Here is a 23,214-nt window from a genome sequence, read left to right as displayed (position 1 = left end):
AGGGGCTCAGATTGCAAGAGCTGGAACTTACATTTCGTCGTTAAGATAAGACCAGTAAATTAACTAACACGGACATCCTTGAATGGTTCACTAATCTGTAACTCTGCGGCCCGCCGTACTCCCATATCTACTAACCAATCAAGTATCCAAAGCATGTCCTGAGCCAATTGTCTTTCAAGTGGATGCTCACGTTCTGCAAAAGCCTGGACTAAAGAAGCTATTCGAAGTGGAATAGTACTACCACGCCATCCTGCTGGAATATCTGAATCTTTAGACAAAATACATGTAACTTGCTCGACGAAGATTTCAACTGGGTAATGCTCGATTGAGCGTTCACATAATGTTAGAAATCTTGAGGTCACGCTTGCAACGTCACCTACACTTCGAATAAACGGATCTACAATCGGCATAACTTCAGATATATCGCGCCAATTCCCATTGGCAAAACGACTAGCTCCTATTGGTTCCTCTACGTGGATAAAGAGGAGAATACTGACAATGTTGGGTATATCGAATCCCGAAAGCTTTCCATCTCGGTGTCGAGCATCGTCCCAATCTCGATATTGAAGGATGCTTGGCAAACATATTTCCATGAGAGACAACGCATTTCTTGGAATTTCAGGGGAATCCATAACATGACAAGCCAACATGCTGAGGAAAGGGGCAATCAGGGAAGCCGCTAATTCAGTATCTAACCCAAAAACTGGATCTAGAAAGATAGTTTTAGCTTCCTGTATATCAGTAAAAAGCAAAACTCTTGCGAGAACTTGAGAAAGGTGTGATCGCCATTCAAGAAGGTTTGCTAATCTTCTTTCAAACTCTCGTTTCTGGCTTTGATCCATGCATGAGGGGGAAAGTCGCTCAATAGTCCATCTTATAAGAGAACTACTAAATTCAAGAAAAGCTGACTTTCGAATAGGGTCAGACATTATTACTGAAACGGGAACTTTTTGAAGTATTTTAGCAAGAAAATCCCATCTCAGAACTACGTCTGGTTCTCTCCAAACTGGAACCTCAGATCTATATTCCAGATTAAGTAAATCTCGTTGAGGTTGAGGTGGAGCAAAAAACCATGGTTCTGGTATTTCGGTTAGCGAAACTGCAATTTCTTCATTCTTTTCCAGAAGTTCAAGGGCTTTATCGATAGGGTTAATAACAGTTCTTTGGCTTTCTTCTTCCTCAGATTCTTCTTCTGAAAACAAAATTCCAGTGGAAAGCATAATTCCTAGATCAAGCATCAGCCAAGAAAAATTTGCATCAATTGACCATAGCTCGAATGAGGAAACTATCGTAGCTACTGAGATCTGCTCTAGAGGATGACCACTTAATCTTATCAATCTCCTCTTTGCTTCTAATGTCGAAAGCCCTCTTTTAATGAGTGATACTAAACCATAGGCAGCATACAAACATGGATGATGCATAACAAGAGAATGTGGCGACCACATTTCCTCCTGGTACTCTGGTGTTTCAGCAGTACGTAACACGATATCCGCAGCCCACAATAAATTTTCCTCCAGTAATTCATCAGAAAATTTAAGTGCTACAGCAGCAACACCAGCAAAAATTGCTGAGCTGTTATAAAAATCCAGTGTGTTGTAGGGCTCGATAAATAAATTTTCTTCATCTAAATGCTTGGCTATTTCTATTGCATCAGAAATAGTAAATGTCTCTTCTAGGAGATTCTTCTCAAAACCGTTATAAATCCACAATAAAATTCTAAGCCTATGATTATACTCTTCGTGCTGCTGAGCTGCCTCTACCATATCTGGTTGAGTGTTTCTTGGATTATCGAGTTCGATTTGTACTGCTGAACCATCCTCAAGAGGAGTAAATTGGTAGTTATTAGGCTTCCCTAGTTCTGCCCAGATTTCGGCTGTCAGAAGGAGACCGCTTGTTTCTGATTCGTCTTGCTGGCTCTCCTCGTACTCATAAGGTAGGCTATGAGGAAAAGCCTGTATTGCACTTTGAGCTGCTTCTCGCAACTCTTCATTCGGATGAAGAACAAAAATTTGAGCCAAGAAGCGTATGTCAGTCTTTCTAATATCACGACTGTTGCTTGTACGGACTGCTTCTAGATGTATTGGCTCACTCCTGACAGAGAATCCCATCAGGTTTGTAGGCGAACTCATATCTTGAACGCGACGTTGAATATCCCATTTCCATAATCTTTGTGAGGCAACCAACGGCAGGGTATTTGCGGATATTCTCCTGCTGTTAAGAGCAATTGTCGTTGCAATTCCTAATACCGAGCATGATTCATGCCCGGTCACAACATCCCGAATTACATCGTCTACGTCTCGACCGCTTTCAACCTCAGAGAATGCCCAAGCTTCTAAAGCCATTAGCCCAGCTTCAACTGCATCAGGCCCCTGATATCCTCGAAACCATAAATAAACCTGAGCATCTCCCCAGAAGGATTGCTGTCCCCATGGAAAATCAAGAACGAGGGAAATAGGTGTCAATTTATTTTCCCGATCCAAATTAAATAACTGCCGCCAAGCTGTAATGGCATGATTGGTTAAGTTGCGAACTATACATAATGCCTCACTAGGAGCTTTCTGAAATAGTGAATTGAATGGTTCGCGTAGTGGTGATGGTGGATGAAATACCTGTGAAGGATGTTCGATCGCTAGTTCTCTCCAATGAAAGAACGAGAAACTTGGAGAAGTTGACCGATTACCTCGGGGTCGGTTTGCAACCTCTTGGGGAAGAGCACCTCGTAGCTCAACCAATGTCAATTCTGCTAGTTTACTTGCACAGACTTCTGACAAAATAGAGGAATATTGAATGATTTGCTCAAAAACGCTGTTACTTAACCTTCTTATAGAAATTACACGTGTAAGGTAAGCTTCGATATCTTCAGTGGCAGCTCTGGCGGAGCGAAGCAACAAGCTACGTAGCCGTTTCTCAAATTCCTCTAAACCATTTCTCCAAAGGCTGTCCCACCGTCCGTAATCATGGGAAAAGGATTCTGAATGACAGCAATCTTCAACTTCTTCAAGCCATATTCTAACCACTCTCAGAATTCGATAGGATGTTTGATTTTTCAGATCTGCAAATGCATTTTGCCAGACTTCAAAAACCGAAAGCACATCAGGCAAGGTATTAATTGAAAATTCATCAATATGGTCGAGAAGCCATTTACAACATCGAGACCAAGTTGCAACATCTGAAGGCCATGCAAGCGTATCAGCAAGCTGCATGATTTCGAGATTAGAAAGTTGAGCTTTTGCGAAAGAACGTTCCAGAACAACGGGATTTACTCTTGTCTTTTCGGCCTGAAACCAAACTGCCAACTTCGACAAACGTTTTGATTGGTTTGAAATGACAGCTGAGGTAAATAAATTTGCTCGATCTGAAAAGCCAGGAATGCTGAAGGGTCCAAGTAACCAAGCTCGTGTCCACTGAGGTCTAAGAGAAGATGTTTCAATGCGCTCAAGATGGCTACCCCAATCATCCTCATTACAAAATATATTTTGAGATAGTAATTCAACGGTTCGACCAAGTACAGGAGGTTCACCCACCACCTGAATCTCGTTCAACCAATCTTCCTCACAATCAATTAAGAATTGAAAAAAAGCCCACTCAAAGAAAATATCATGAGCGAATTTAATCGAATGTCCGCTCCTCACATCTCGTAAAATACCTTCAGATCTAAGTCTTGCAACGGCATCTAGATCAACATCATGTAGTCTGATACGCCGTCCCAAGGTATTAGCACCAAGTTGAGCTAGTCGAACAAGAGTACGTTGACAGCGAATTAAGAAATTGGAGTCAATGTTGAAACCGCCCCGAGACCACCATGCATCAATCAGGTCTATTTCTGATCGGAAAAGAGGTTTTGCAACAGCTCCTTGCTGAATAAAATTCCTGGCAAGTACATTTGCAAAGAAAGGACGTCGAGCAATTTCTCTCAGCCGTTCTTCACCAAATAACAAATCTCGCAATTCAGGCTTTTCATTAGAAAGTATTTCAGCTTCGTCATCGTTAAACGGTTTAACCTCTACTGTAGCAACGCCTTCACCCCGAAGCAATTCAGTGGGCATCCAAGTTCTCAGTGGTTCAATTCCACTATCACGAAGTGTAGCGACAATACTCCATTGTGTTGTCAAACTCGGATCCTGAAGAATTGTGTTGACAATATCCAAAATTATTTTCCGACTAGATAATTCTATTCGATCAAGACCATCTATAAAAAGTATGGGTGAACCGGTGACTGAAATTTCCATCAATAAAACTTCAATCGAAACTGGACTAAGGCCTAATGCCTGTGAGTAAGCTAACCAGTTAGAACCTGAAAGAAGCCGATCGGCTTTCAGGATTAATAATGAACCAGCATTAAAATATTCTTGAGCGAGTTCTCGAAGTACTCCAGATTTTCCTGTGCCCGGAAGCCCAATTATCTGAACAAAGCGATGATTGTTTAGGCTAGCTTTAACCTCATTTAAAACAGTTTGACGGTTAATAGAAAGACCATCTATATCGTTATTGATGTCAGCAATTGCTAGACGGGCCTCTTCTTTGAGACATAGAAGACTTGACTGAAGAGATAAAGCTCCTCGAAACCGGAATGCGCCATACAACCGATTGAGAAGTGTTTGTCGATTTAGCTCCGCACTTCTTCCTGCTCCTTCGCGTGCAATTAAACGCAAGCGCCGCCATAAATCGTCAGCTCGTTCTGCATTTTCTTCATGGAGACAATGCCGTAGAAGCGCTACTGTCTGAGCTTCGTCTATAGAGCCTTCATGTAAAAGATTAAACTGCAATAAGACAAAATGTTTGAGGAGCCGATATACTTCAGCATTTTCCGTGCCAGGTTCTAAATTGTCTTTAAGAATATCTCTAAAATCTTGAACAGTATCTCTATGCTGCTGACTTACAGAACCAGGAGCCAGTTTCTGAAAAAAGGCATCTTCTGATGTGCAGTCCCTTGCCCATTCACAAATGGTCTCTAGTCTTCGCTTTGCTTGATCAGAAATCATTCCTGTTGCCACTCCTACACGGTCTATATTGTTCTGAAAATAAGGCTTTTTTATTGTTTGGTAGGAGCGCAATACAACTCCACGGAAATCTGAGTTTGATTTGGCTGAACTAATAGTCAATGAGCGCTTAACTTGTAAGCTAAGGCATATGTTGCCCCCATCTTGCCCACAACCATAAACAATTAAATCATCAAGAGGCTGACCGTAATTAGCTTGTTGAGTCGCAACCTTTGTAACAATACGACTAGGCAAGCCTGGCGCCGTACTTTCATCAAGAAGTGATGCTAAATATATCGCAACTACACCATCTTCAAAGGTGAAACCTGTTCCACTTGTTAATTCAGGACTTTGTTTATGATTTTGGTTCTGATTCATAAAAAAAACAATCCGTATTTTAAACTATAGAACTTCTTTTTTCGAAAAAGACCACTAGCGTTTGTGGGAGTGACGTAAAAAACACTAGTTGTCTCTTTTGGCAGTTTGTTGAGTAACTTAGTTGTTTACATGCATTCATGAAAATACAGCGCTTTCTTTAAAAAAACGGAAGCTCTTCTAAACAAACTGTGCTAGAAACACGGTTTCATAAACTATCTGACATTGCTATGTTCGGAATATCAATATTTTCTAGTTATACGGAATCTAGTTTTGAAAACTCCGCTTTGTGATTACCCCTCGCGTCATGGCCGAAGCCGAGTCACGAGGAACAATGGTTTGATTAGGATCGATAGTCATCAGGACTCCCATTCTAGCATTTGTACAGGAGTCCTGACAACAACACTCCGGACAGTTTTTGAAAGCCAACGATAGAATGAGGGTTTCAGCTATCTTCCACAGTGATCTGGCCAACGAGAAACCAAGGGTTTCAGCGCTTGCCCAGAAAAATGTCCGGACTATTGGACAAATTACGATGCTTTGTTAGGTTGTAAAGGCTGATTGACTGACAAAAGTTGAACCTTAGCTGCGGAAAGCTTTAGTATATATGAATTTTAGGGTATCATGAATATCTTACGTTCATGCCGTATTCTCAAAGCCAGCAACTCAATCCCTAAAACTACCATTTGGGAAACCTTGTAAAGTTCAAACCTTCCGTATTCTGAAAGCTTTGCTATATGGACGTTTTAGCAGTTTTGTTAGTCAATCAGCTTTGCCTAGACAATCAGGTAGTCACTGGAGTAAGCCTGTGAATCCTCCACCTCCTTCCGCCTACGGTGTACCGTAGGTTGGTGTCGGGGGAACCTCACATCCTTGAGGATTTGGCTTTTTTGGGGCGGCCGCCTTTTTTGCCATTTTCACGGGCGGCTTGGTGTTTGGCCGTAGAGGTTTTTTGACCCCCTTTGCGGCCCAGTTCGGCCATCCAGTTACGACTGCCGAAAATACCTTGCACAAGAGCCGGGAGGCTGAAGTCTGCATCCAGACTCGGCCAATGTAGACTTTGACCATTACCGCCAAGCCAGACATCGTCGAGTTGTTCCGGTGTGGCGGTGTCTAGGCCTTGCACTAAATGGGGCGGAAAGGCAAAAATTGCCCCATTTTGTAGCTGAACTTCCACGAGGTTCCGCTCTCTGTTGTATTGCACGCTCTTGGCGCGGGGGCCGTCTTCAGCCAAGGCGGCCTCGGCTTCAGCTTGGGCAATTTCTTCGGCTAATGCCTCTTCAGTGAACTCAAAGTCCCAGTTTTGTTGCCATTGGTTAGCCATGGATATCCTGCAACCGCCTTCAAAATTCCTACCTTGTCCTGCCTAACCCTCAAACCCTCTAAAGGTCTTTACGTCATTATCTTGGCCCCAGGTAGAGGTAGAGTTGAGACATTACAGTCTTAACTTTACGGAAAAACCGTCACCATGTCTCGCGATTGGAATCCCGCTACCCCCTATCGAGGAGCCGAAGCCATTGAAGGGGCGATCGCCCGAGGAGTGGATCTCGATGGAAGTCCCATTCCCAACTCCCAACTCGAACTCTATCGAACGGTCATGGAACTCGAAGCTGGGCGGCCCCGCACTGGGGTCACCAAAACCCTGCGCGATCGCATCGTCCGTATTGGCTCCAAACACTTCCCTCCAGAGGAACTGAGCCGCCTGCTACAAGAGGCAAATCTCTCCCCCCTCACCCCCCAAGAGGCAGACTTTTTTTATTCCCATACGACAAACTCCCCCTAAAAAGCTCTCTCTACAGACGGAGGCCGACTGGGCTTGTGGCTGACTAGGCTACAGGTAGCTTAATGATTCGTTAAGTTTTGAGAGTGATTTCGATCACTCTCGCCATTCAAATTCCTGACTCCAGCAATCTGTAAATTTTATTTGCAGTTTATGAAGTTAGGTTGCAGAATGGATGTAATCGGTTGACAAAAGTAGAGTAACTACCATGGCTTACGCCACTTCTTCTAAATTCACCACGACTCAAGCCAACGCACTCTCGACCGTCGAACCCACCTCCCTTGTTCCGGAAGTGTCGGCTCGCATCCAACGCCTCGCCACAGATGACCAGTTGGCACTCCTGTGGTTCATTTATCTCGAAATGGGGAAATCTATCACCCCCGCCGCTCCCGGAGCCGCCCGCCTACAACTGGCGGAGGGTCTCCTAACCCAAGTCAAAGCCCTCAGCCCCGAGGAGCAAATGGGCTTCATGCGGGACCTCGTCGCCCAACGCAACACCCCCCTCAGTCGCGCCTATGGGGTGTTTAACGCCAACACCAAACTGGGTTTCTGGTACTGTCTGGCCCAAGGGATGGATGAGGGAACCGTCGTGCGTGTCCCCCAAAGCTACAAGCCTTCTCGGGCCGTGCAAGAAATCCTCAACGTCCTGGTAACCCAGACCAACTTCAGCCAGCAAATTACGATTCTGCGTAATGCTGTCGTGAATATGGGCTTTGATGCTCTCAGCTAGAGACGCCAACCCCTAGAACAGACAACTCTCTTGAAGCGAACCGGCGGAGTGGAGGTCAACTCACCCCCTTTGCTCCGCCTTCCTTTTAGACAGCTCTTCACAGACATTGAGGTCAATTATGACAATCACGACCTGTCAAACCGCGATTCTGCCGGATCTAAATGTGCCCGTGGTGATTGGGTATTTCCAATCCCTCAACGCCGGCGACTGTCAGCAGACGGCTCAACACTTTGCGCCCTACGGTGAACTGCACCCACCCTTCCAAGGGGGAATTGTCGGGGTTGAGGCCATCCAGGCTTATCTGGAAGCGGAGGCCCAAGGCTTAACCTGCTTCCCCGAACAGGCCACCGTGCAAACCGCTGGCGATGGCTGTCAACTCGTCCAAGTGCGGGGTCATGTCAAAACCCCCTATTTCTCGGTTCCCGTCACCTGGACGTTTAACTTAAACAGTCACTCTCAAATTGAACGGGTTGAGATTCGTCTGTTGGCGTCACCGGAGCAACTGCTAGAGTTGCAACAGTTCGCTTAAGGGGTTGAGCTGAATCCCTAAGCTGCCACGGAGTGGAGGAACATCTGTTCCATCCACTCCCGCCCCAACTCCACATCTTTGGGGGAACATTGCCAGTCAGGATGGGCGGTCATCAGTAAACTTTCCAGGGTTTCCCGGTCGAAGAGATGCCAGACGGGAGCTTGGTTGTAGGTGGTGGCCATTGCAAAACAGTTGCTGCTGATGCAATGAATCCTCGGCGCGTCGACAATGCGACCGAGTTCTAAGGTCTCACCCGGTTTTAAGGCCCGAAACCCGAGTACAGTCTTCTTAAATTCTCCAAAGTCCGATGCCGATAGCCCCGGAACGGTTGTACAACAGTCCTGGTTCCCATTGACCCATACCCAGTAACGTCGGCTGGGGTCAATGCCCCGTAACCAAGGCTGTTCATCATCAAGGCGATAGCGAGGGGCGAGGGGGAAATGGGCTTCCATCATGGGGTTAAACTGTTGGTTACGCTACATTAACCAATTTGTCAAGTGATCCCCAGGCTTGTCAATTTAACGTTGAAAATCTTAGTAATTAGATTAACTTATGTAACAAATCGGAGACCGCCCTCGGAGACAGTCCCCGATTTATGATGAGGTTAGCTGCGAATGAAGGTGGTTCCACTGGGCTGGTCGACGAGGGTCACATTTTGACGCTTCAACTCATCGCGAATGCGATCGGCTTCACTAAAGTTTTTCGCCTGACGGGCCGCTTGTCGCTGGCGGATAAACTCATAAATCGCCTCATCGGTCAAGCTATCGACCTCAGCCGACTCGTCCCGGTGAGATTCCAAGCCTAAAACGCCGGCCAACTCCACTAAGGTCGTCCATTGTTGCTGTAGCTGTTGGGGGTCTTCAGATATCTCCCCGCCGTGGGCCAAGATATTGCCCACTCGGCGTAACTCTTTGGCTAACTCAAACACCACCGCCAGACCGCCGGGGGTATTGAAATCATCATCCATGGCCGCTTTAAATGACTCTTTGACCTCGGCCAGTCCAGGATGTGAGCCGTTGTTGGACCATCCCAACTGTCCGCCAAACTTCGGGCCAAACTGTAAGCCATCCTCCAGGGTGGTCCAGCTATTCTTAGCCGAGGCGATCGCCTCATCGGTAAAGTCCAAGGGTTTGCGGTACTGGGCCTGAAGCACAAACAACCGCAACACCATGGGGTCAATCTGAGTTAGCAACTCGCGAATAGTGGTGAAATTGCCCAGGGACTTGGACATTTTCTCGCCATTGACGCGAACCATACCGTTATGGGCCCAGTATTTCGCCAGGGGTTGACCATGGGCCCCCTCGGATTGGGCAATTTCATTTTCATGGTGGGGGAAGACCAAATCCCCGCCGCCGCCATGAATATCAATGGTTTCTCCAAGCTGGGAGCGAATCATGGCCGAACATTCAATATGCCAGCCGGGACGACCTTTCCCCCAGGGAGAGTCCCAGCCGGGTTCATTCTCCTGACTGCTTTTCCAGAGGGCAAAATCAAAGGGATGACGTTTGCGGCTATCTGCGGTCACCCGTCCACTGGCCCCGGATTGCATATCTTCCGGTTTGCGTCCGGAGAGTTTGCCGTAACTGGGGAAGCGTTCGACACTGTAGTAGACATCCCCAGCGGCGGCATAGGCGAGGCCGTTATCGATGAGGGTTTGGATAAGGTCGCAGATTTCGGGGATATGGTCGGTGACGCGAGGGTAGTCATCGGCATCGGCGACGTTGAGTTGGCGGATATCCCGGAAATAGGCATCAATATACTGTTGGGATATCTCAGCCATGGATACGCCTCGTTCCTTGGCCCGATTGAGAATTTTGTCATCAATGTCGGTGAAGTTTTGCAAGTAGCGGACTCGATAGCCTCGCCATTGCAGGTAACGCCGCACGGTATCCCAGACAATATAAGACCGTGCGTGACCGAGGTGACAGTCGTCGTAGACGGTGACGCCACAGCAGTACATTTTGACCTCGCCGGGGACTGTGGGTTCAAAGGGTTCTTTAGTCCGGGTTTGGGTGTTGTATATGCTGAGGGTCATTGTGGGCAAGGGGGTTGCATGAGTAAAGGTTTGAATGGTTTTAGTTTAGCGGATTGGGGGGGGAGGGGGGGGAAAGGCAATAGGCAATAGGCAATAGGGGGGAGAGGGAACAGGGAACAGGGAACAGGGAACAGGGGGAAGAAGGCAATAGGCAATAGGCTTGTGTTAGTCCCAAATGCGATCGAGGAGATCGTAGAGGGGTTGCCAGTTGTCGGCTTGAGTGATGGGTTCCCAGATGGCTTCGATTTCGGGACGGATGGGGATTAGGTTGGGGTTGACAGCGGCGAGATGGGCCTGGATTTGTTCGAGTTCGCTGGGGGAGTGGGTTTGTAGGAAGCGGTGATAGAGGGCAATCCAGGGTTGTAGGATGTGGGGGGGGTCGGCTTTGGGGAAGATGGCCTCGGGGTCATCTCGCCATTGGGGGGAGAATTGTTGACGCAGTTGGCTGAAGAAGTCGTGATAGCCGATGTCGTTGTCTCGTAGGATGTCTACGGTCAGTTGGACGAGTTCTCGGCCGTCGTCTTCCCCTAGGTTTGGCAGGCCCAGTCGTCGTAGCATTCCCTGGCGATAGGCGGTTTCGTAGCTGCGATCGAACTCTTGTAGGGCCTCGGTCATGGCCTCGGGGGTTAGGTCGGGGGTGACTCCTGAGAGGGGTTGTTGCAGGAGTTCTAGGTTGAGTTTACAGACTAGGGGCTGGTTTCCGTAGCTGTAGCGACCGTAATAGTCGAAGTAGGCGGCGGTGAAGTTTGGGTCGTAACTGGGGATGAAGGCGTAGGGACCGTAGTCGAAGCTTTCCCCGGTGATGGACATGTTGTCGGTGTTTAGGACCGCATGACAGAACCCGGCGACCATCCATTGGGCGGCCAGTTGGGCGGTGCGATCGACCAGTTCTCGGTAAAACTGGAGGTAGGCTTGGGGCTGTTGGCGATCGATGTGGGGATAATAGACCTCCAGGACATGATCGAGGAGGGTTTTGCTGAGGTCTTTCCGTCGCAGGTAATGGAGACGTTCAAAGGTGCCAAAGCGAATGTGAGACTGACTGAGGCGAACCATGACGCAGGAACGGGTGGGGGAGGGTTCGTCTCCTCGCCAGAGTTGTTCGCCGGTTTCGATGACGCTGAGACAGCGGGAGGTGTTGACTCCCAGACGGGCCAGGGTTTCTGAGGCGATGATTTCTCGCACGCCTCCTTTGAGGGTGAGGCGGCCATCTCCGCCTCGGGAGTAGGGGGTGCTGCCACTCCCTTTCGTGCCAAAATCATAGAGTTTGCCGTCAGTTCCTCGCACTTGTCCGTAGAGAAATCCCCGTCCATCTCCGAGGCGGGGATTATATTCTCCAAATTGGTAGCCGTGGTAACGTAAGGCGAGGAATGGGCGAGAACTGCTAAATTTTCCGAAACTTTCGATAAAATGGTTGTCAGAAACTTGGTTTGGGTCAAGTCCCAGCTTGGGAAGTAGGCGATCGCCACGAAAGCGTAGGATATGCGTGGGAAAGTCCGCGGCTTCGACAATATCGTAGTAGTCGTCTCCCAAGGATTCTAAGGCGGTTTCGTACTCTAAGCTGAGAAACGGATTCTGGGATACAGGGGACTGCGAACTCTCAGGAACGGTCATTCGTTAGGATGTCGTGAAATTAGGTCGGATGGCTGCGCCTAAAGACGCAGATTACCCCTCCCATTCTCGCAAACTCTGTTGACTCTATGCAAGCTAAGGGAGGTGCTGATGTTTTCCTGTACTCCTCTCTGGACCTTGAGCTAACCCTAAATTGACGTTTTTAATCTCGTTGAACTGTCGTTGAACCGCTCTGGTTCCTGTTCGATTCCCATTTTTTTACCCTCTGTCGAGACAATGCTAGATTATTTACCGGAATATTTGCCGAATACTTTAGATTTAAATGACCTGTTCCAATGGAGTTCGATGGCAGTTGGGGCAGGGTTAACCCTCGGGATTCTCTTTATTTTACGTCCTATTCTTGTTTTTGTTAACCGCCCCCAAGACAAGAGTTCACAATTGGGTATTCTTTATCGAGTGTTATTGCAGCCTAATTTACAGCTTCTGGGTATCGTCTTGAGTTTAACAACACTGGACGTGGCAGTCCTTCGACTTGAGGCGGGGGCTTGGCTGGAAACTCCCTTGAGTTTAGGGTTGACGGTGGCGATCGCCTGGTTTCTGTCTCGGGTAGTCGCTCAACTGTTTGATGTTTATTTGTTAGATATAATTCTTCGCAAAGGAAGCAAAATCAATGAATTGCTAAACCTGGGCAAATTGGTTTCCAATCTTGTCATCATTATTGCGGCAATCTTTATTTTTGCTCAAACTCACCAAGTCAACTTACTCGGATTACTCGCCAGTTTAGGAATTGGGGGGTTGGCGGTTGCTTTTGCGGCACAAAAAACCCTTGAACAAGTGTTGGGGGGAATTGTTTTATATCTGGATAAACCCTTTACAATTGATGACTATGTAGGACTTCCTGATGGAACCTTTGGTCGCGTAGAATCCATCGGCTTACGCTCGACTAAAATCCGCTGTTCTGGGAAGGGGACGTTAATGATTATTCCCAATGGCAACTTAACACAAATGACGGTGGAAAACTTCACCGGGGGTAAGAAAGTAATGGCGATTTTATACCTTAACTTTCAACAGGATATCCCCGAAGATGAGCGGGCCCTGATTCGTCAGGTTATTATTCGCGGTACGTCTGATATTTTTGGCATTGATTCTCGGAATACCGACGTCACCTTTAAATCGGTTCGCGAGAAAGGCAATCAGGTAAAAACTCAGGCCCAAACAACTTTCTTTATTTTAGGATCAGGAAGTGTTTCCATGGAAATTCGCCGTCAAGTGTTAGATGTTGCCAACCAAAAAATTGCCCAGCAACTTAAGGAATATGGCGTCCTGTTTGATATTGAAGAACCAACAATTTATGTGGACTCTCCCATCACTATTTAGGTGACTCTTCTAGGGAAAGTTTGACCTGATTCTGTGTTTTGTGTTTTCTACATTTCCTAGCTATAATGAATCTCAGTGATAGTTTAGAGCCAATTGAAGTTGTCATCTCTTGGTTGGTTGATGCCAATGTTCTACGGTTAATCATTTTTCTCGGTTTTCTCCTCCTTTCTCTCCTCCTAGGACAATTTACACCGCGACTGGTTCGCTCACTAATTTACCGTTTTTTTAGTGATTCAGCGGTGAGCACCTATGAAAATCTTGTGGAACCGGTAAAACAACCCCTCCAGGTGGCTGGGAGTTTACTATTAATTTACTGGTCTTCGGTATGGCTGCAACCCTATGAGGTCTTGTATGCCTTTTTAATTCCAATTTTGGATTTTTTGCTGATTGTTAGTATGGCTTGGTTGGCCTCTAAGCTGTTTCGGCAAATTGTGCGTGTGTATGGGATTGAAGTGTTAAAGAAACTCGGCTTAGAAGTTGATGAATTATTACTGGTCTTTGAGACCATCGCCAACCTCTTGATTGGCTTATTGGCAGTATTTGCCTTTGCCCAAAGCCGAGATTTCGATTTATTTGCTCTGTTTGCTGGGTTAGGGATTGGTGGTTTAGCGGTGGCGGCGGCATCTCAGCGAATTTTGGAGCAATTCCTCAGTACAGTGGTGTTATATCTCGATCGCCCCTTCACCTCTGGGGACTATATTCGCCTCAAAGACGGAGAACTCGGACGGGTGGAGTCCATTGGCTTGCGTTCCACGAAAATTCGGACCTCGGCCAAAAGTACCCTCTTTATTGTCCCCAACTCAATTTTGGTTAATATCGAAGTAGAAAACCTGACTCGGGCCAAAAAGGTGATGTCGATGATTTACCTGGATTTCGCCAAGGCCCTCGATGATCAGGATATGGCCTTAGTGCGAGAGGTCGTCACGGAAAGCACCAATTCGGTGTTTGGAATTGATCCTGGGAGTACCAGTCTCAGCTTTAGTCAGGATGATGAGGGCCGGGGAACTCAGGCCCGGGTGACGTTCTTTATTCTGGGTTCCAATGAGAACTCGATTGAATTGCGGAAACGGTTGTTAGAGTTGGCGAATGAGACGATTTCAGGGAAACTCAGTCAGTTTGGGATCACGTTCTCGTCTCAGGAACCGACGGTGTATGTGGAATCGCCGATTACCCTTTAACCTCGTTGCCGCTTGGTCTATTGTTTAAGGTTAAGGGTTTATGTCTGTTTGGCAACTGGATTTTTTTCGTCGTCCGCTGCGCAATGAGGAGGGAGAGGTGTTATGGGAGTTATTGGGGTGCGATCGCACCTTTGAATTCCGCTTTCAACGCTGGTGTCCTCAATCTCAAGCGAGTTCCGATTGGATTGTGCAACAGTTGCAGAGTCTCGATCGCCCCCTGCCCCAAGTTCTGGCTACGTTCCGGCCCGAATCCCTGAGTTTAATCCAGGAGGTGGCCCGCAAATTGGGGATTACGGCCCTGGCAACACGACGAACGGATACCCTGAAACGCTGGTTATTGGATCGGGTGAGTGTCTATCAGGAGTTACCCGGATATACGTCCGATGCCTATCAGCCGTTGGCGGTTCCTCGTCCGGCCCCAGTCCCAGTGGCGGATAGCTTATGGGGCGATCGCTGGCGCTTTGCCTCCCTCCCCGTGGCGGAGTTAGATAGTTTTGCGGCCCATCCGATGCGGGTGCGATCGCTCCCCCCGGATCTCCATCCCCTTCGTCTTGGCCTAGCCTCCACGCAGCCACTCCCAGGACTGGTGATTGATGGGGGACGCAAATCGTTACAGTTGGCTCAATGGTTAGAGAGTATCAACCCTGTGGCGGTCAATTATGTTCCTGGGGCCCCCGACGGTTTAATTTTAGAGGCCGGACTGGCGGATCGCTGGGTTCTCGCAACCTTTGATGATCCAGAGGTTCAGGCGGCGGCACGACTCTACCATCAACGCCAAAACGAGGCCAAAGGACTCCATTTTTTGGTGATCCAACCCGACGACTCGGGACATACGTATACGGGACTCTGGTTGTTGCAGCCGGCATAACCGGTCACGAGAACCCCCTTGATGGCAACGGCTCAGGTCTTAATTATCCACAATCCAGATATTGCCATCATGGATACCGTGGTAGACCCGATCAACGAGATTTTGTTCGTGACGACCGAAGTAAGAACGATTGGTGAGCACATGGGTCAGCAGATGCCGATCCACGGGGGTAATTTGACGCAAGGCACAGATTCGTTCAACCACATGTTCTAAGGAATACGTCGCGCTGGGAGAGATCGAGGACATGGCTCTGGAAGATGGTGTAAACCCTACGGGGCAATTGTAACTTTTTTATATAAAGATTGTGTAAAGATGGCGCGTGATTGTTGACACATACCCCGGTGATAATGTATATGGTTTTGAGTGACGGAGATCGCTGACAAAAGTTGTAGTCTGTTGCTCAGCCTAGCCTCTTCCAAGGTTGGGACAGTCCTCGGCCAAAAAAAATCCCTAGCTGATGCTAGGGAAGACTAGGATTCGCAGGTTGCTACTGACGAGCTGGAGTTAGGTCACAGGGAGTAAACCTGACCATCGAAGAAGATACGGGTGATGCCCTTTGCCTGTAAATGAGGCCCAGTTTTCTGTAGCATCTGACTGTCGGGAACCTTCATAACCCGCTGATTGCGGTTAGCAAAGCGTCGAGCCACGCGGTGATTATCAAACACCGGTAGGGTTTTCGAGGCAATCTCAGCCGCTGGGATTTCGCCGAGATCATTAAACTCTCGCAGGGGTCGCGAGATGAGTTCCGAGGAGCGATCCACCACCAAATAGCAGGTTTTGGGGATTGAGGCCTTAGCCAGGGGTTCAATGGTCAATGGAATCAGGGAGCGATCATCCGTCTTTGAGGACTTGGAGGGGGAGGGTTTCTTCTGCGTGTCCTCCATCTCCGGCTCAGCCAGCATCTGTACTCCAGGGGAGAGAGTCTCCTCAGGACTGCTGCTGGCGGTTCTAGGCTGACGGCGGCTGGAGTGATCGTTAGGCAACTCAAGTTGTAACTGTTCCCCAGAATCTCCATTGGAGGTATCGGCCTCAGAGGAGGAGTCCCGCAAAATCGGTTTACGTCGTTGAGACCGGCGATCGCCCCCTGCGGACCGATGAGAGCGTTTTTGCTGAACGAGTTGATCATACTCTTGGGCCGAAAAGCTGCTTTTGAGCAAGCGGCTAATGGTAGAGTTGCTCACCCCATAGCGTTGAGCCAGGGTTGAGGTGGTCTCACCGGGTTGCCGGTATTGCTCTATGATCTCCTGTTTGTCGGCATCGGACAGTTTTTTAGCACTCATGCGGCGGTTATGATCTTGCAGAATTTGAAAAACAGGTTGAAGGGGGAGTTAATTAGGATGAAGGCCCTCGACGGCGGCGACTGCGAGATACCGCTCGGGTTGACACATCATATTCAAGCAGAGCGCCAATGGCAAAAAAGACCCCAGTGAAGGTAAAAAACACTTCGAGTAAATCCCCGCTTTCATAATTGGGGATGTTCTTGTCCGCGTACTTAAACCACATATCGGCTACATATTGAGAGAAGGCGGCTGCTGCAATCATGCGCCACGACTGAGAAAAGCGTCCGCCCCAAAACGCCAGTAACAAGATGGCGGCAATAATCAATAGCAACACATCCAAAACCACATAGAGAAGGTTCAGCGGTGGTCCGAAGGGATCGAGTTGTTTTTCCAGAGTAATGACCCAATCTGGGGCCGGGCGAGCCGTTTCAATGGTCACTGCGCCATCGGCGATAGCATTACTGGCATCGAGACCAAACTCGAAGGGATGAGAGACCCAAGCAGCAAAGGCCACCCCCACTGTAGCAATGGCCAGAATTACCCCCCATTGCCATAGCTCTAGATTGAGCCGACGCGATCGCACCGCCAAAATCATGCCAATGGTCATACAAAAATAGCTGCCCACGTAGAATAAATCCCCTGGGGAGACGGCCGGGTCTAGTTCCCAATAGAGTTCCCACCAGCTAAAAAAGAGATTGCCGATAAAGAACGACACCATCCCAAAGCCTAGGAACAGCCAAACATTACGGCCACTGGCAATCTTGCTACTGAAGCCATTGCGTAAACAGAGGGCGGCGGCAAAGGTAAAGGCGATCTGCTCTGATAATAACGTGCCGATTCCATACCAAAAGGGGCGACCTTCTCCAGGAATCGTGACACTAAACAGCAAGAAAAATAGCAGGGCGACGACACCCCACATTACGGAAAGTAAAACTAAGTTGGGGGTTGATAACCAAGCGGTCAACCCGTCCTTGTTGGGTTTGTCAGGGGTGCTACTCATAAAACATTTTAGAGACTAATAGCGTGCTGGCAGTGATGGCGGGAGAAACCACTCAGGACACCTGACCACAGTATCCCTAAGGCCGATCAGTAGGGCGTCAGGCTGTGGCCCAGAGTTTTCCTAGGGGAGACTGGTTCATCCAACTAATAAACTGGGCGCGATCGCCATCGGGCAAATCTTCTAAGGCATCAATGGCGCGTCCAGCAAAATTCGGATTGCCAAAATAGTCTTTCCCGATGCGATACAGTTCTTGAAGTAGAGTATTCAGGTGATGTTCCTGCCAAGGGGGAACCTTGCTGCCATCCAAGGGGTCTTGCTGCAATAGGTCTTCGACCTCATTAGGGGCGATCGCCTGGGGAAAATTCCACTGTTGGAAAACTTTGGTGATTTCTTTCTCAAAGGCACCGGCCTGCCGAGTCCCTAGGAGATCTTCGACATCAAAGTAGACGGCTTGTAAGAGCAGCAACGAGGCTTGGGTGAAGGCCGTTGAGGCTGCAACGGAAACATCGTCCCCCCCTGAATCCCCACTCATTTGTTCCAAACGAACTTTTCCCCAAACACTATAGCGGTCGGGTTCTTCGAGGAGAACACAGGCCTTGCCGCGATTGTCGGTTAAATCCCGCCAAAACGAGCGAGCCTCTTCGGCTTGGTTAGCGTTGAAGACACTAATCAGGCGAAAGGTTTGCCCTTGATAGTTAAGAACCGGAACCGGTTGACCGGATTTAGGGTGCTGGATACTGGTAATTTCAACATCCTGCCTTTTTAAAATAAACATGACACTGCCAATTGACTCCGATCGGGGTCGATGGATGGTGTGGGACACGACAGGTGGGGTGTCGTCAGAGTCGCGACAGGGGAAACCATCATATCCATGATGGTCTTAGGGGGTAGGTTTGTGTCCCAACGCAGATCGCCGGGACATCAAAGCTGCCGTTTGACGTCAACTCTATCTCAACTACTGTCGGATGGTTTAAATTTTAGTGTACCCTGTAATCCGCCTTCAACCGAAGCTAATACCCGGGTTAACAGTTTTTTCACGGTCACACGTTTCGATTTTTAGTTGGGTGTGATAGGCTGGGAGGATAGATTGGCCAAGGTTTCAAGTCCTTAAAGCTGGGTGCGTAACTCAGGTGGATAGAGTAGCTGCCTTCTAAGCAGCGAGTCGTAGGTTCGAGTCCTACCGCACCCGTCAACGATGAATAGGTTTGCCCCCTGGGGCCCCGGACTTCTAGCTTCAGCGAGGGGTCTAACCCCCCTGGTATGACTGGAGTTGTTCCGCCGCTCGTTGAAGTGGCTCAAGAAGAGTGAGGGGCAGAGCAAAGCTGTTTAACTCTTTGGCGGTTCGTCCTGGGGCGGGGCCATGATAGTCAGTGCCACCGGTGACGACTAAATGGTAGCTCTGGCTTAGCTGGTGGAGGTGGTTTTGTTGCGATCGCCGATGATGGGGATGATAGACTTCAAGCCCCATCAACCCCAGTTCTACCAGTTCCGGCAGGATGTCATCCACGGAGCCCCCTGCAAATAAGTAGGGGTGAGCCCAGACGGGAACTGCACCACAGGAGCGTAGCAGGGTGATGCCCTCCTCGGCACTAAATTGGGAATAGTTAACATAGGCGGGGCCACCGTCTCTGAGAAAGCGATTAAAGGCTTCCTCCCAAGACTGAACATAGCCCCCGTTCAATAGGGCCTGAGCCAAATGAGGGCGACTTGGGGCCACCCCTGGGGGAAAGTTCGGCAGGACAATAGGACAGCCCAACTGGTGCAGTTTCTCAATCATGGCTTCAGCTCGCCGTCTGCGTCCCTCCTGGCGAGCTTGCAGGGGCCCCTGGAGGCGATCGCCATCGGGATAAAAGCCAAGAATATGTAGGGAACGGCCCCGGTGAACAGTACTCAACTCAACCCCAGGAACCAGGGTCAGGTTATAGCGTCGGGCGGCCTCAGCGGCCTCGGCGCAGCCCGACATTGTATCGTGGTCGGTCAAGGCCAGGGCTTTCACCCCAGCCCCCACGGCCCTCTCAATCAGTTGCGTTGGGGTCAAGGTTCCGTCAGAATACTGACTGTGACAATGTAGTTCCAGCATGTCATTCCAGCATGATGTAGGGGCAACGCCAAATGTCCGTTGTTATTCTCTAGGGTAGCTCGATTCAGCCGTGCAACAGTCTTCGCAACCGTCCACTCCCTTTATTGTTTCTCCCGACCGTCCTGCTGAGGCAGATCGACGGTCTCAGCCTTTGAAGTTAGGGGTTCTGGCCTCAGGAAGTGGGACAAACTTTGAGGCCTTAGTTCAGGCGATCGCCGATGGCAAACTACGAGCTGAAATCCCCGTCCTGATTTACAATAATCCCGGGGCGGCGGTAGCTGCTCGCGCTCAGCGGTGGGGGATCCCAGCGGTTTTACTCAATCACCGCAACTATCACAGTCGAGAAGCCTTTGACTTTGATATCGCCCAAACCCTACGCCAGTCTGGGGTGGAATGGGTGATTATGGCGGGGTGGATGCGTCGGGTGACTCAGGTCTTAATTGACCATTTTGGAGATCAGATGCTCAACATCCACCCGAGTCTCCTGCCCAGTTTCCCTGGCCTACACGCCATTGAACAGGCGTTAGAGGCTGGGGTAAAAATCACGGGATGTACGGTTCATATCGTTCGTTTAAAGGTCGATAGCGGCCCGATTCTCATCCAGGCGGCGGTTCCAGTCTTGCCCGATGATACCCCGGAGAGCTTGCACCAACGCATCCAGGTGCAAGAACATGAAATTCTGCCCCGGGCCATTGAACTGGCCGCCTTGAGACAAGCGGGCCAGAGTTTTGGCAATTTTCCTCGTTTCTAATCCATTTACCCCGTTTTCTGACGACTTCGCCACTATGACCTCTTCTGTAACGACGATGTTGGCAAGCTGTGACTTAGCCACGGTGCAACAGCATCTCTTAACCCTTCTTGCTCGTTTGGCCTACCGGGAAGGGGACTTTGTTCTGTCTTCAGGTCAACGCAGTTCCTACTATATTAATGGTAAGTTAGTCACCCTTGACCCGGAAGGGGCGTTATGTGTCGGTCGCTTAATGCGATCGCGCCTCCCGGAGGATACAGCAGCGGTGGCGGGCCTGACCCTAGGGGCAGATCCCATTGTGTCGGCGGTGACCGTTGTGTCCGCCTATGAGCAACAGCCGTTACCGGGGCTGATTGTCCGCAAGGAGGCTAAGGGCCATGGAACTCGGGCCTATATCGAAGGACCGAGCCTAGACCCCGGTGCCAAGGTGGTGGTTTTAGAAGATGTGGTGACGACGGGACAGTCGGCCATGAAGGCGGTCACTCATTTACGAGATGCGGGCTACTGCGTGGACCGGGTGGTGTCTCTGGTGGACCGGCAACAGGGAGGAGGCCAGTTCTATCAAGAGCGAGGTCTGGCGTTTGATGCCTTGTTTACGATTCCTGATATTCAGGCCATCGCCCAGCAAGCTTCCCTCTAGACCCTCTAGCCGAGAGACGTGAGATTCGCCATGGCCTCCCTAGGTGAGGTAGGCTGGAGATGACCCTCACTTGAGGTTGGTTTGATTATGCCTAATTCTTCTCCCAATGGCGATCGCACTCCCCGCGACTCCTCGGCTGCCTCTGATCCAAAGGTAACGGTGGTTGATGTGGACCCGGTGACCTTGTTTGCGATCGTCGCGGCCCTGTTGGTCTTACCGGTCTTTCTGGCTGGTTTTTTCTTCCAATAGTCCCAGATGAGGGGGGTCTGGGGCGCTAACCACAAAATCCTGCCGGGAGGCAGGATTTGCGCTGAGGGGGTTGATACAGATGTGTCAACCCCAGACTATTGAGATAATGCACCGTCAATCAGTAATGAGATGTTTCCTAGCCTTAACAGGCTCCACTGCCCTTAACAACAACCAGAATCGTCTTGAGAATCAGTTGTAAATCGTAGGTCACAGACCATTTATCCTGGTACTGGAGATCCATATCAACGATGTCTTCGAAGTTTTTCACCGTTGAGCGTCCGTTAACTTGCCATTCCCCTGTAAGCCCGGGTTTAACATCGAGACGACGCCAGTGGTGGGGGTTATAGCGAGCCACTTCGTCAGGGGTTGGGGGACGGGTTCCCACCAAGCTCATGTCCCCTTTGAGGACATTCCAGAACTGGGGTAGTTCGTCGAGGCTGGTGCGACGGAGGAAACGACCAATCCGAGTGATTCGGGGATCGTTTTCGTTCTTAAAGATGAAGCCGCTGGCTTGATTTTGAACCAAGTGTTTTTTCTGGTCAGCATCGCGAACCATGGAGCGGAACTTCCAGATTCGGAAGGGTTTGCCTTTATAACCGCAACGAATCTGGCTATAAAAGATGCCTCCTGGATCAGAGATACAACTGGCGATCGCGACAGGAATAGCAATGATGGCAGTGATACCTAAGCCGACGAGCGCGCCGACGATATCAATGAAGCGTTTAGCCCGGCTGCTGGCCGAGGCATGGATCGGTTCGGAATATACTGCTGCGGTATCAGGTTGATACGGATTGAAGGCAGCAAATTGCGAAGTCAGTGTCGTAGTCACGGTTGGCACTCTTCGTTACGTTAACAGGTCAGCCCTTATGTTCCCAATATAGTCAGACTCCTGGAGTCTGGGTAGATGTTCCCTATCAAGTTTGCTTAATCTTCATGATTGAGGTGACTTTTTTAAAGTTCTGATGAGGAACCTCCTGAAAATGGCGAAATTTAAGGGATTGGAGGAGTGATCTATATCACGAACCTTAGCTTTGGGCGCAAGGCGTCAGGTTAACCGACTCAGATGCTGGAATAAGGCGTGAACTTTGTCTAAATCTTTGTCACCGGGCGATCGCTCCACACCGCTAGAAAGATCAATTCCCTGGGGATGGAGCTGAGTCAGGGCTTGGGTAATATTATCTGGGGTGAGTCCTCCCGCTAGGAACCAGGGGATGGCTGGCTCAAAGGAGCGCAGGGCCTGCCAGTCGAGGGTTTGCCCGGTGCCGCCGAGTTGTTGGGGATGATAAGCATCGAGCAAGAGGCTATCGACCACGGCCTGATAGCGATCGCTCTGTTCTAAATCTGAGGTTTGGCGAATGCGTAAGGCTTTAATCAGCTCCAGCCCTGGGAGTTGCTGACGCAAGGTTTGACAAAATTCAGGGGATTCGTTGCCGTGGAGTTGAATCCCAGTCAGAGGTGCTTGTCTGGCCAACTCGACAATCTCCTCTCGGGAAGCATTGGCAACCACCCCAATGCGATCGCAGGGGGGCAAGTCCTGGCTAATCCGGGCAATTTCCTTGGGGGAAATGTATCGAGGCGAGGCTTTGACACTAATAAAGCCCAACGCTGTTGCCCCAGCTTGGACAATGGCTCGTCCCTGTGAAGCTTGGGTAATGCCACAGATTTTAATTCGCATCATCCCCGGTTCTTCAATAGCTCCTACTCAATCACCTAACTCTGTCGTTCACACCACCCAAGAATCTTTACCACATTCTTAGGGTTTTGTCAATAAAAAGAATCCCTAAACGGTTGGTCAAG

Annotated in this window: 21 protein-coding genes and 1 tRNA gene; 10 read left to right on the top strand and 12 right to left on the bottom strand. The window is 49.3% G+C overall.

All coding sequences use genetic code 11. The annotated features are described in order from the left end of the window. Positions 1-59 precede the first annotated feature (59 nt). Positions 60-5,357 carry an NACHT domain-containing protein gene (locus tag NEA10_RS18045; RefSeq protein ID WP_252662723.1) on the bottom strand — a complete coding sequence of 1,766 codons (5,298 nt, stop codon included), beginning with the start codon at positions 5,355-5,357 and terminating at the stop codon, positions 60-62. Positions 5,358-6,219: 862 nt separating this feature from the next. Beyond that, positions 6,220-6,678: a DUF2442 domain-containing protein gene (locus tag NEA10_RS18040; protein WP_252662722.1), complete on the bottom strand. Its 459-nt coding sequence runs from the start codon at positions 6,676-6,678 to the stop codon at positions 6,220-6,222. 144 nt (positions 6,679-6,822) lie between these two features. On the opposite strand from NEA10_RS18040, the gene NEA10_RS18035 reads away from it, so the two are divergent. The 3 genes from NEA10_RS18035 (at position 6,823) to NEA10_RS18025 (ending at position 8,393) form a co-directional block, all read left to right on the top strand. Then, positions 6,823-7,137 (top strand): small RNA NsiR4-regulated ssr1528 family protein, encoded by a 315-nt coding sequence (locus NEA10_RS18035; protein WP_252662721.1) that lies wholly within the window; start codon positions 6,823-6,825, stop codon positions 7,135-7,137. 205 nt (positions 7,138-7,342) lie between these two features. Next, positions 7,343-7,864, top strand: coding sequence for an orange carotenoid protein N-terminal domain-containing protein (locus NEA10_RS18030; RefSeq protein ID WP_252662720.1), 522 nt, complete (start codon positions 7,343-7,345; stop codon positions 7,862-7,864). A 118-nt stretch (positions 7,865-7,982) separates the two neighbouring features. Next, complete coding sequence (locus NEA10_RS18025; protein WP_252662719.1) at positions 7,983-8,393, top strand: Cif family virulence factor; 411 nt, start codon at positions 7,983-7,985, stop codon at positions 8,391-8,393. 17 nt (positions 8,394-8,410) lie between these two features. On the opposite strand, the gene NEA10_RS18020 is transcribed toward NEA10_RS18025, so the two are convergent. The 3 genes from NEA10_RS18020 to NEA10_RS18010 all read right to left on the bottom strand — a co-directional run bounded on the left by NEA10_RS18020 (position 8,411) and on the right by NEA10_RS18010 (position 12,039). Beyond that, positions 8,411-8,848, bottom strand: a complete 438-nt coding sequence (locus NEA10_RS18020) for a hypothetical protein (RefSeq protein WP_252662718.1) — start codon at positions 8,846-8,848, stop codon at positions 8,411-8,413. A gap of 149 nt (positions 8,849-8,997) precedes the next feature. After that, a complete protein-coding gene (gene cysS / locus NEA10_RS18015; RefSeq protein WP_252662717.1) occupies positions 8,998-10,428 on the bottom strand; it encodes a cysteine--tRNA ligase in 1,431 nt (476 codons plus the stop codon). A 165-nt stretch (positions 10,429-10,593) separates the two neighbouring features. Next, positions 10,594-12,039, bottom strand: a complete 1,446-nt coding sequence (locus NEA10_RS18010) for a protein adenylyltransferase SelO (RefSeq protein WP_252662716.1) — start codon at positions 12,037-12,039, stop codon at positions 10,594-10,596. Between the two features lie 234 nt (positions 12,040-12,273). Between NEA10_RS18010 and NEA10_RS18005 the strand changes: the two genes are divergently transcribed. The 3 genes from NEA10_RS18005 (at position 12,274) to NEA10_RS17995 (ending at position 15,420) form a co-directional block, all read left to right on the top strand. Continuing rightward, entirely contained in the window at positions 12,274-13,374 is a 1,101-nt protein-coding gene (locus NEA10_RS18005; protein WP_252662715.1) for a mechanosensitive ion channel family protein, read from the top strand. Between the two features lie 65 nt (positions 13,375-13,439). Continuing rightward, a complete protein-coding gene (locus NEA10_RS18000) occupies positions 13,440-14,552 on the top strand; it encodes a mechanosensitive ion channel family protein (RefSeq protein ID WP_252662714.1) in 1,113 nt (370 codons plus the stop codon). 40 nt (positions 14,553-14,592) lie between these two features. Then, positions 14,593-15,420 (top strand): Tab2/Atab2 family RNA-binding protein, encoded by an 828-nt coding sequence (locus tag NEA10_RS17995; protein ID WP_252662713.1) that lies wholly within the window; start codon positions 14,593-14,595, stop codon positions 15,418-15,420. A 39-nt stretch (positions 15,421-15,459) separates the two neighbouring features. Here the strand turns inward: NEA10_RS17995 and NEA10_RS17990 are convergent, their stop codons facing one another. From NEA10_RS17990 to NEA10_RS17975, 4 genes are all read right to left on the bottom strand, one after another. Further along, positions 15,460-15,666: a hypothetical protein gene (locus NEA10_RS17990; protein ID WP_252662712.1), complete on the bottom strand. Its 207-nt coding sequence runs from the start codon at positions 15,664-15,666 to the stop codon at positions 15,460-15,462. 263 nt (positions 15,667-15,929) lie between these two features. After that, on the bottom strand, positions 15,930-16,700 hold the full coding sequence (locus NEA10_RS17985) for a helix-turn-helix domain-containing protein (RefSeq protein WP_252662711.1): 771 nt from the start codon (positions 16,698-16,700) through the stop codon (positions 15,930-15,932). Positions 16,701-16,752: 52 nt separating this feature from the next. Beyond that, positions 16,753-17,700, bottom strand: a complete 948-nt coding sequence (locus tag NEA10_RS17980) for a hypothetical protein (protein ID WP_252662710.1) — start codon at positions 17,698-17,700, stop codon at positions 16,753-16,755. Positions 17,701-17,797: 97 nt separating this feature from the next. Further along, a complete protein-coding gene (locus tag NEA10_RS17975; RefSeq protein WP_252662709.1) occupies positions 17,798-18,475 on the bottom strand; it encodes an Npun_F0813 family protein in 678 nt (225 codons plus the stop codon). Between the two features lie 340 nt (positions 18,476-18,815). Between NEA10_RS17975 and NEA10_RS17970 the strand changes: the two genes are divergently transcribed. Beyond that, positions 18,816-18,889, top strand: a tRNA-Arg gene (locus NEA10_RS17970). A 57-nt stretch (positions 18,890-18,946) separates the two neighbouring features. On the opposite strand, the gene NEA10_RS17965 is transcribed toward NEA10_RS17970, so the two are convergent. Then, complete coding sequence (locus tag NEA10_RS17965; protein WP_252662708.1) at positions 18,947-19,780, bottom strand: PHP domain-containing protein; 834 nt, start codon at positions 19,778-19,780, stop codon at positions 18,947-18,949. A gap of 70 nt (positions 19,781-19,850) precedes the next feature. Between NEA10_RS17965 and purN the strand changes: the two genes are divergently transcribed. The 3 genes from purN to NEA10_RS17950 all read left to right on the top strand — a co-directional run bounded on the left by purN (position 19,851) and on the right by NEA10_RS17950 (position 21,417). After that, positions 19,851-20,531 (top strand): phosphoribosylglycinamide formyltransferase, encoded by a 681-nt coding sequence (gene purN, locus NEA10_RS17960; protein WP_374111799.1) that lies wholly within the window; start codon positions 19,851-19,853, stop codon positions 20,529-20,531. A gap of 34 nt (positions 20,532-20,565) precedes the next feature. Then, positions 20,566-21,168, top strand: coding sequence for an orotate phosphoribosyltransferase (pyrE, locus tag NEA10_RS17955; protein ID WP_252662707.1), 603 nt, complete (start codon positions 20,566-20,568; stop codon positions 21,166-21,168). Positions 21,169-21,255: 87 nt separating this feature from the next. After that, a complete protein-coding gene (locus NEA10_RS17950) occupies positions 21,256-21,417 on the top strand; it encodes a hypothetical protein (RefSeq protein WP_252662706.1) in 162 nt (53 codons plus the stop codon). 142 nt (positions 21,418-21,559) lie between these two features. Here NEA10_RS17950 and NEA10_RS17945 read toward each other — a convergent pair whose 3' ends face one another. Both NEA10_RS17945 and NEA10_RS17940 read right to left on the bottom strand, forming a co-directional pair. Beyond that, a complete protein-coding gene (locus NEA10_RS17945; protein ID WP_252665405.1) occupies positions 21,560-22,168 on the bottom strand; it encodes a sugar transferase in 609 nt (202 codons plus the stop codon). 294 nt (positions 22,169-22,462) lie between these two features. After that, complete coding sequence (locus NEA10_RS17940) at positions 22,463-23,092, bottom strand: phosphoribosylanthranilate isomerase (RefSeq protein ID WP_252665404.1); 630 nt, start codon at positions 23,090-23,092, stop codon at positions 22,463-22,465. Between the last annotated feature and the right edge of the window lie 122 nt (positions 23,093-23,214).

It is taken from the genome of Phormidium yuhuli AB48 (assembly GCF_023983615.1).
Taxonomy (GTDB): domain Bacteria; phylum Cyanobacteriota; class Cyanobacteriia; order Cyanobacteriales; family Geitlerinemataceae; genus Sodalinema; species Sodalinema yuhuli.
This window is presented reverse-complemented; position numbering and strand designations above follow the sequence as displayed.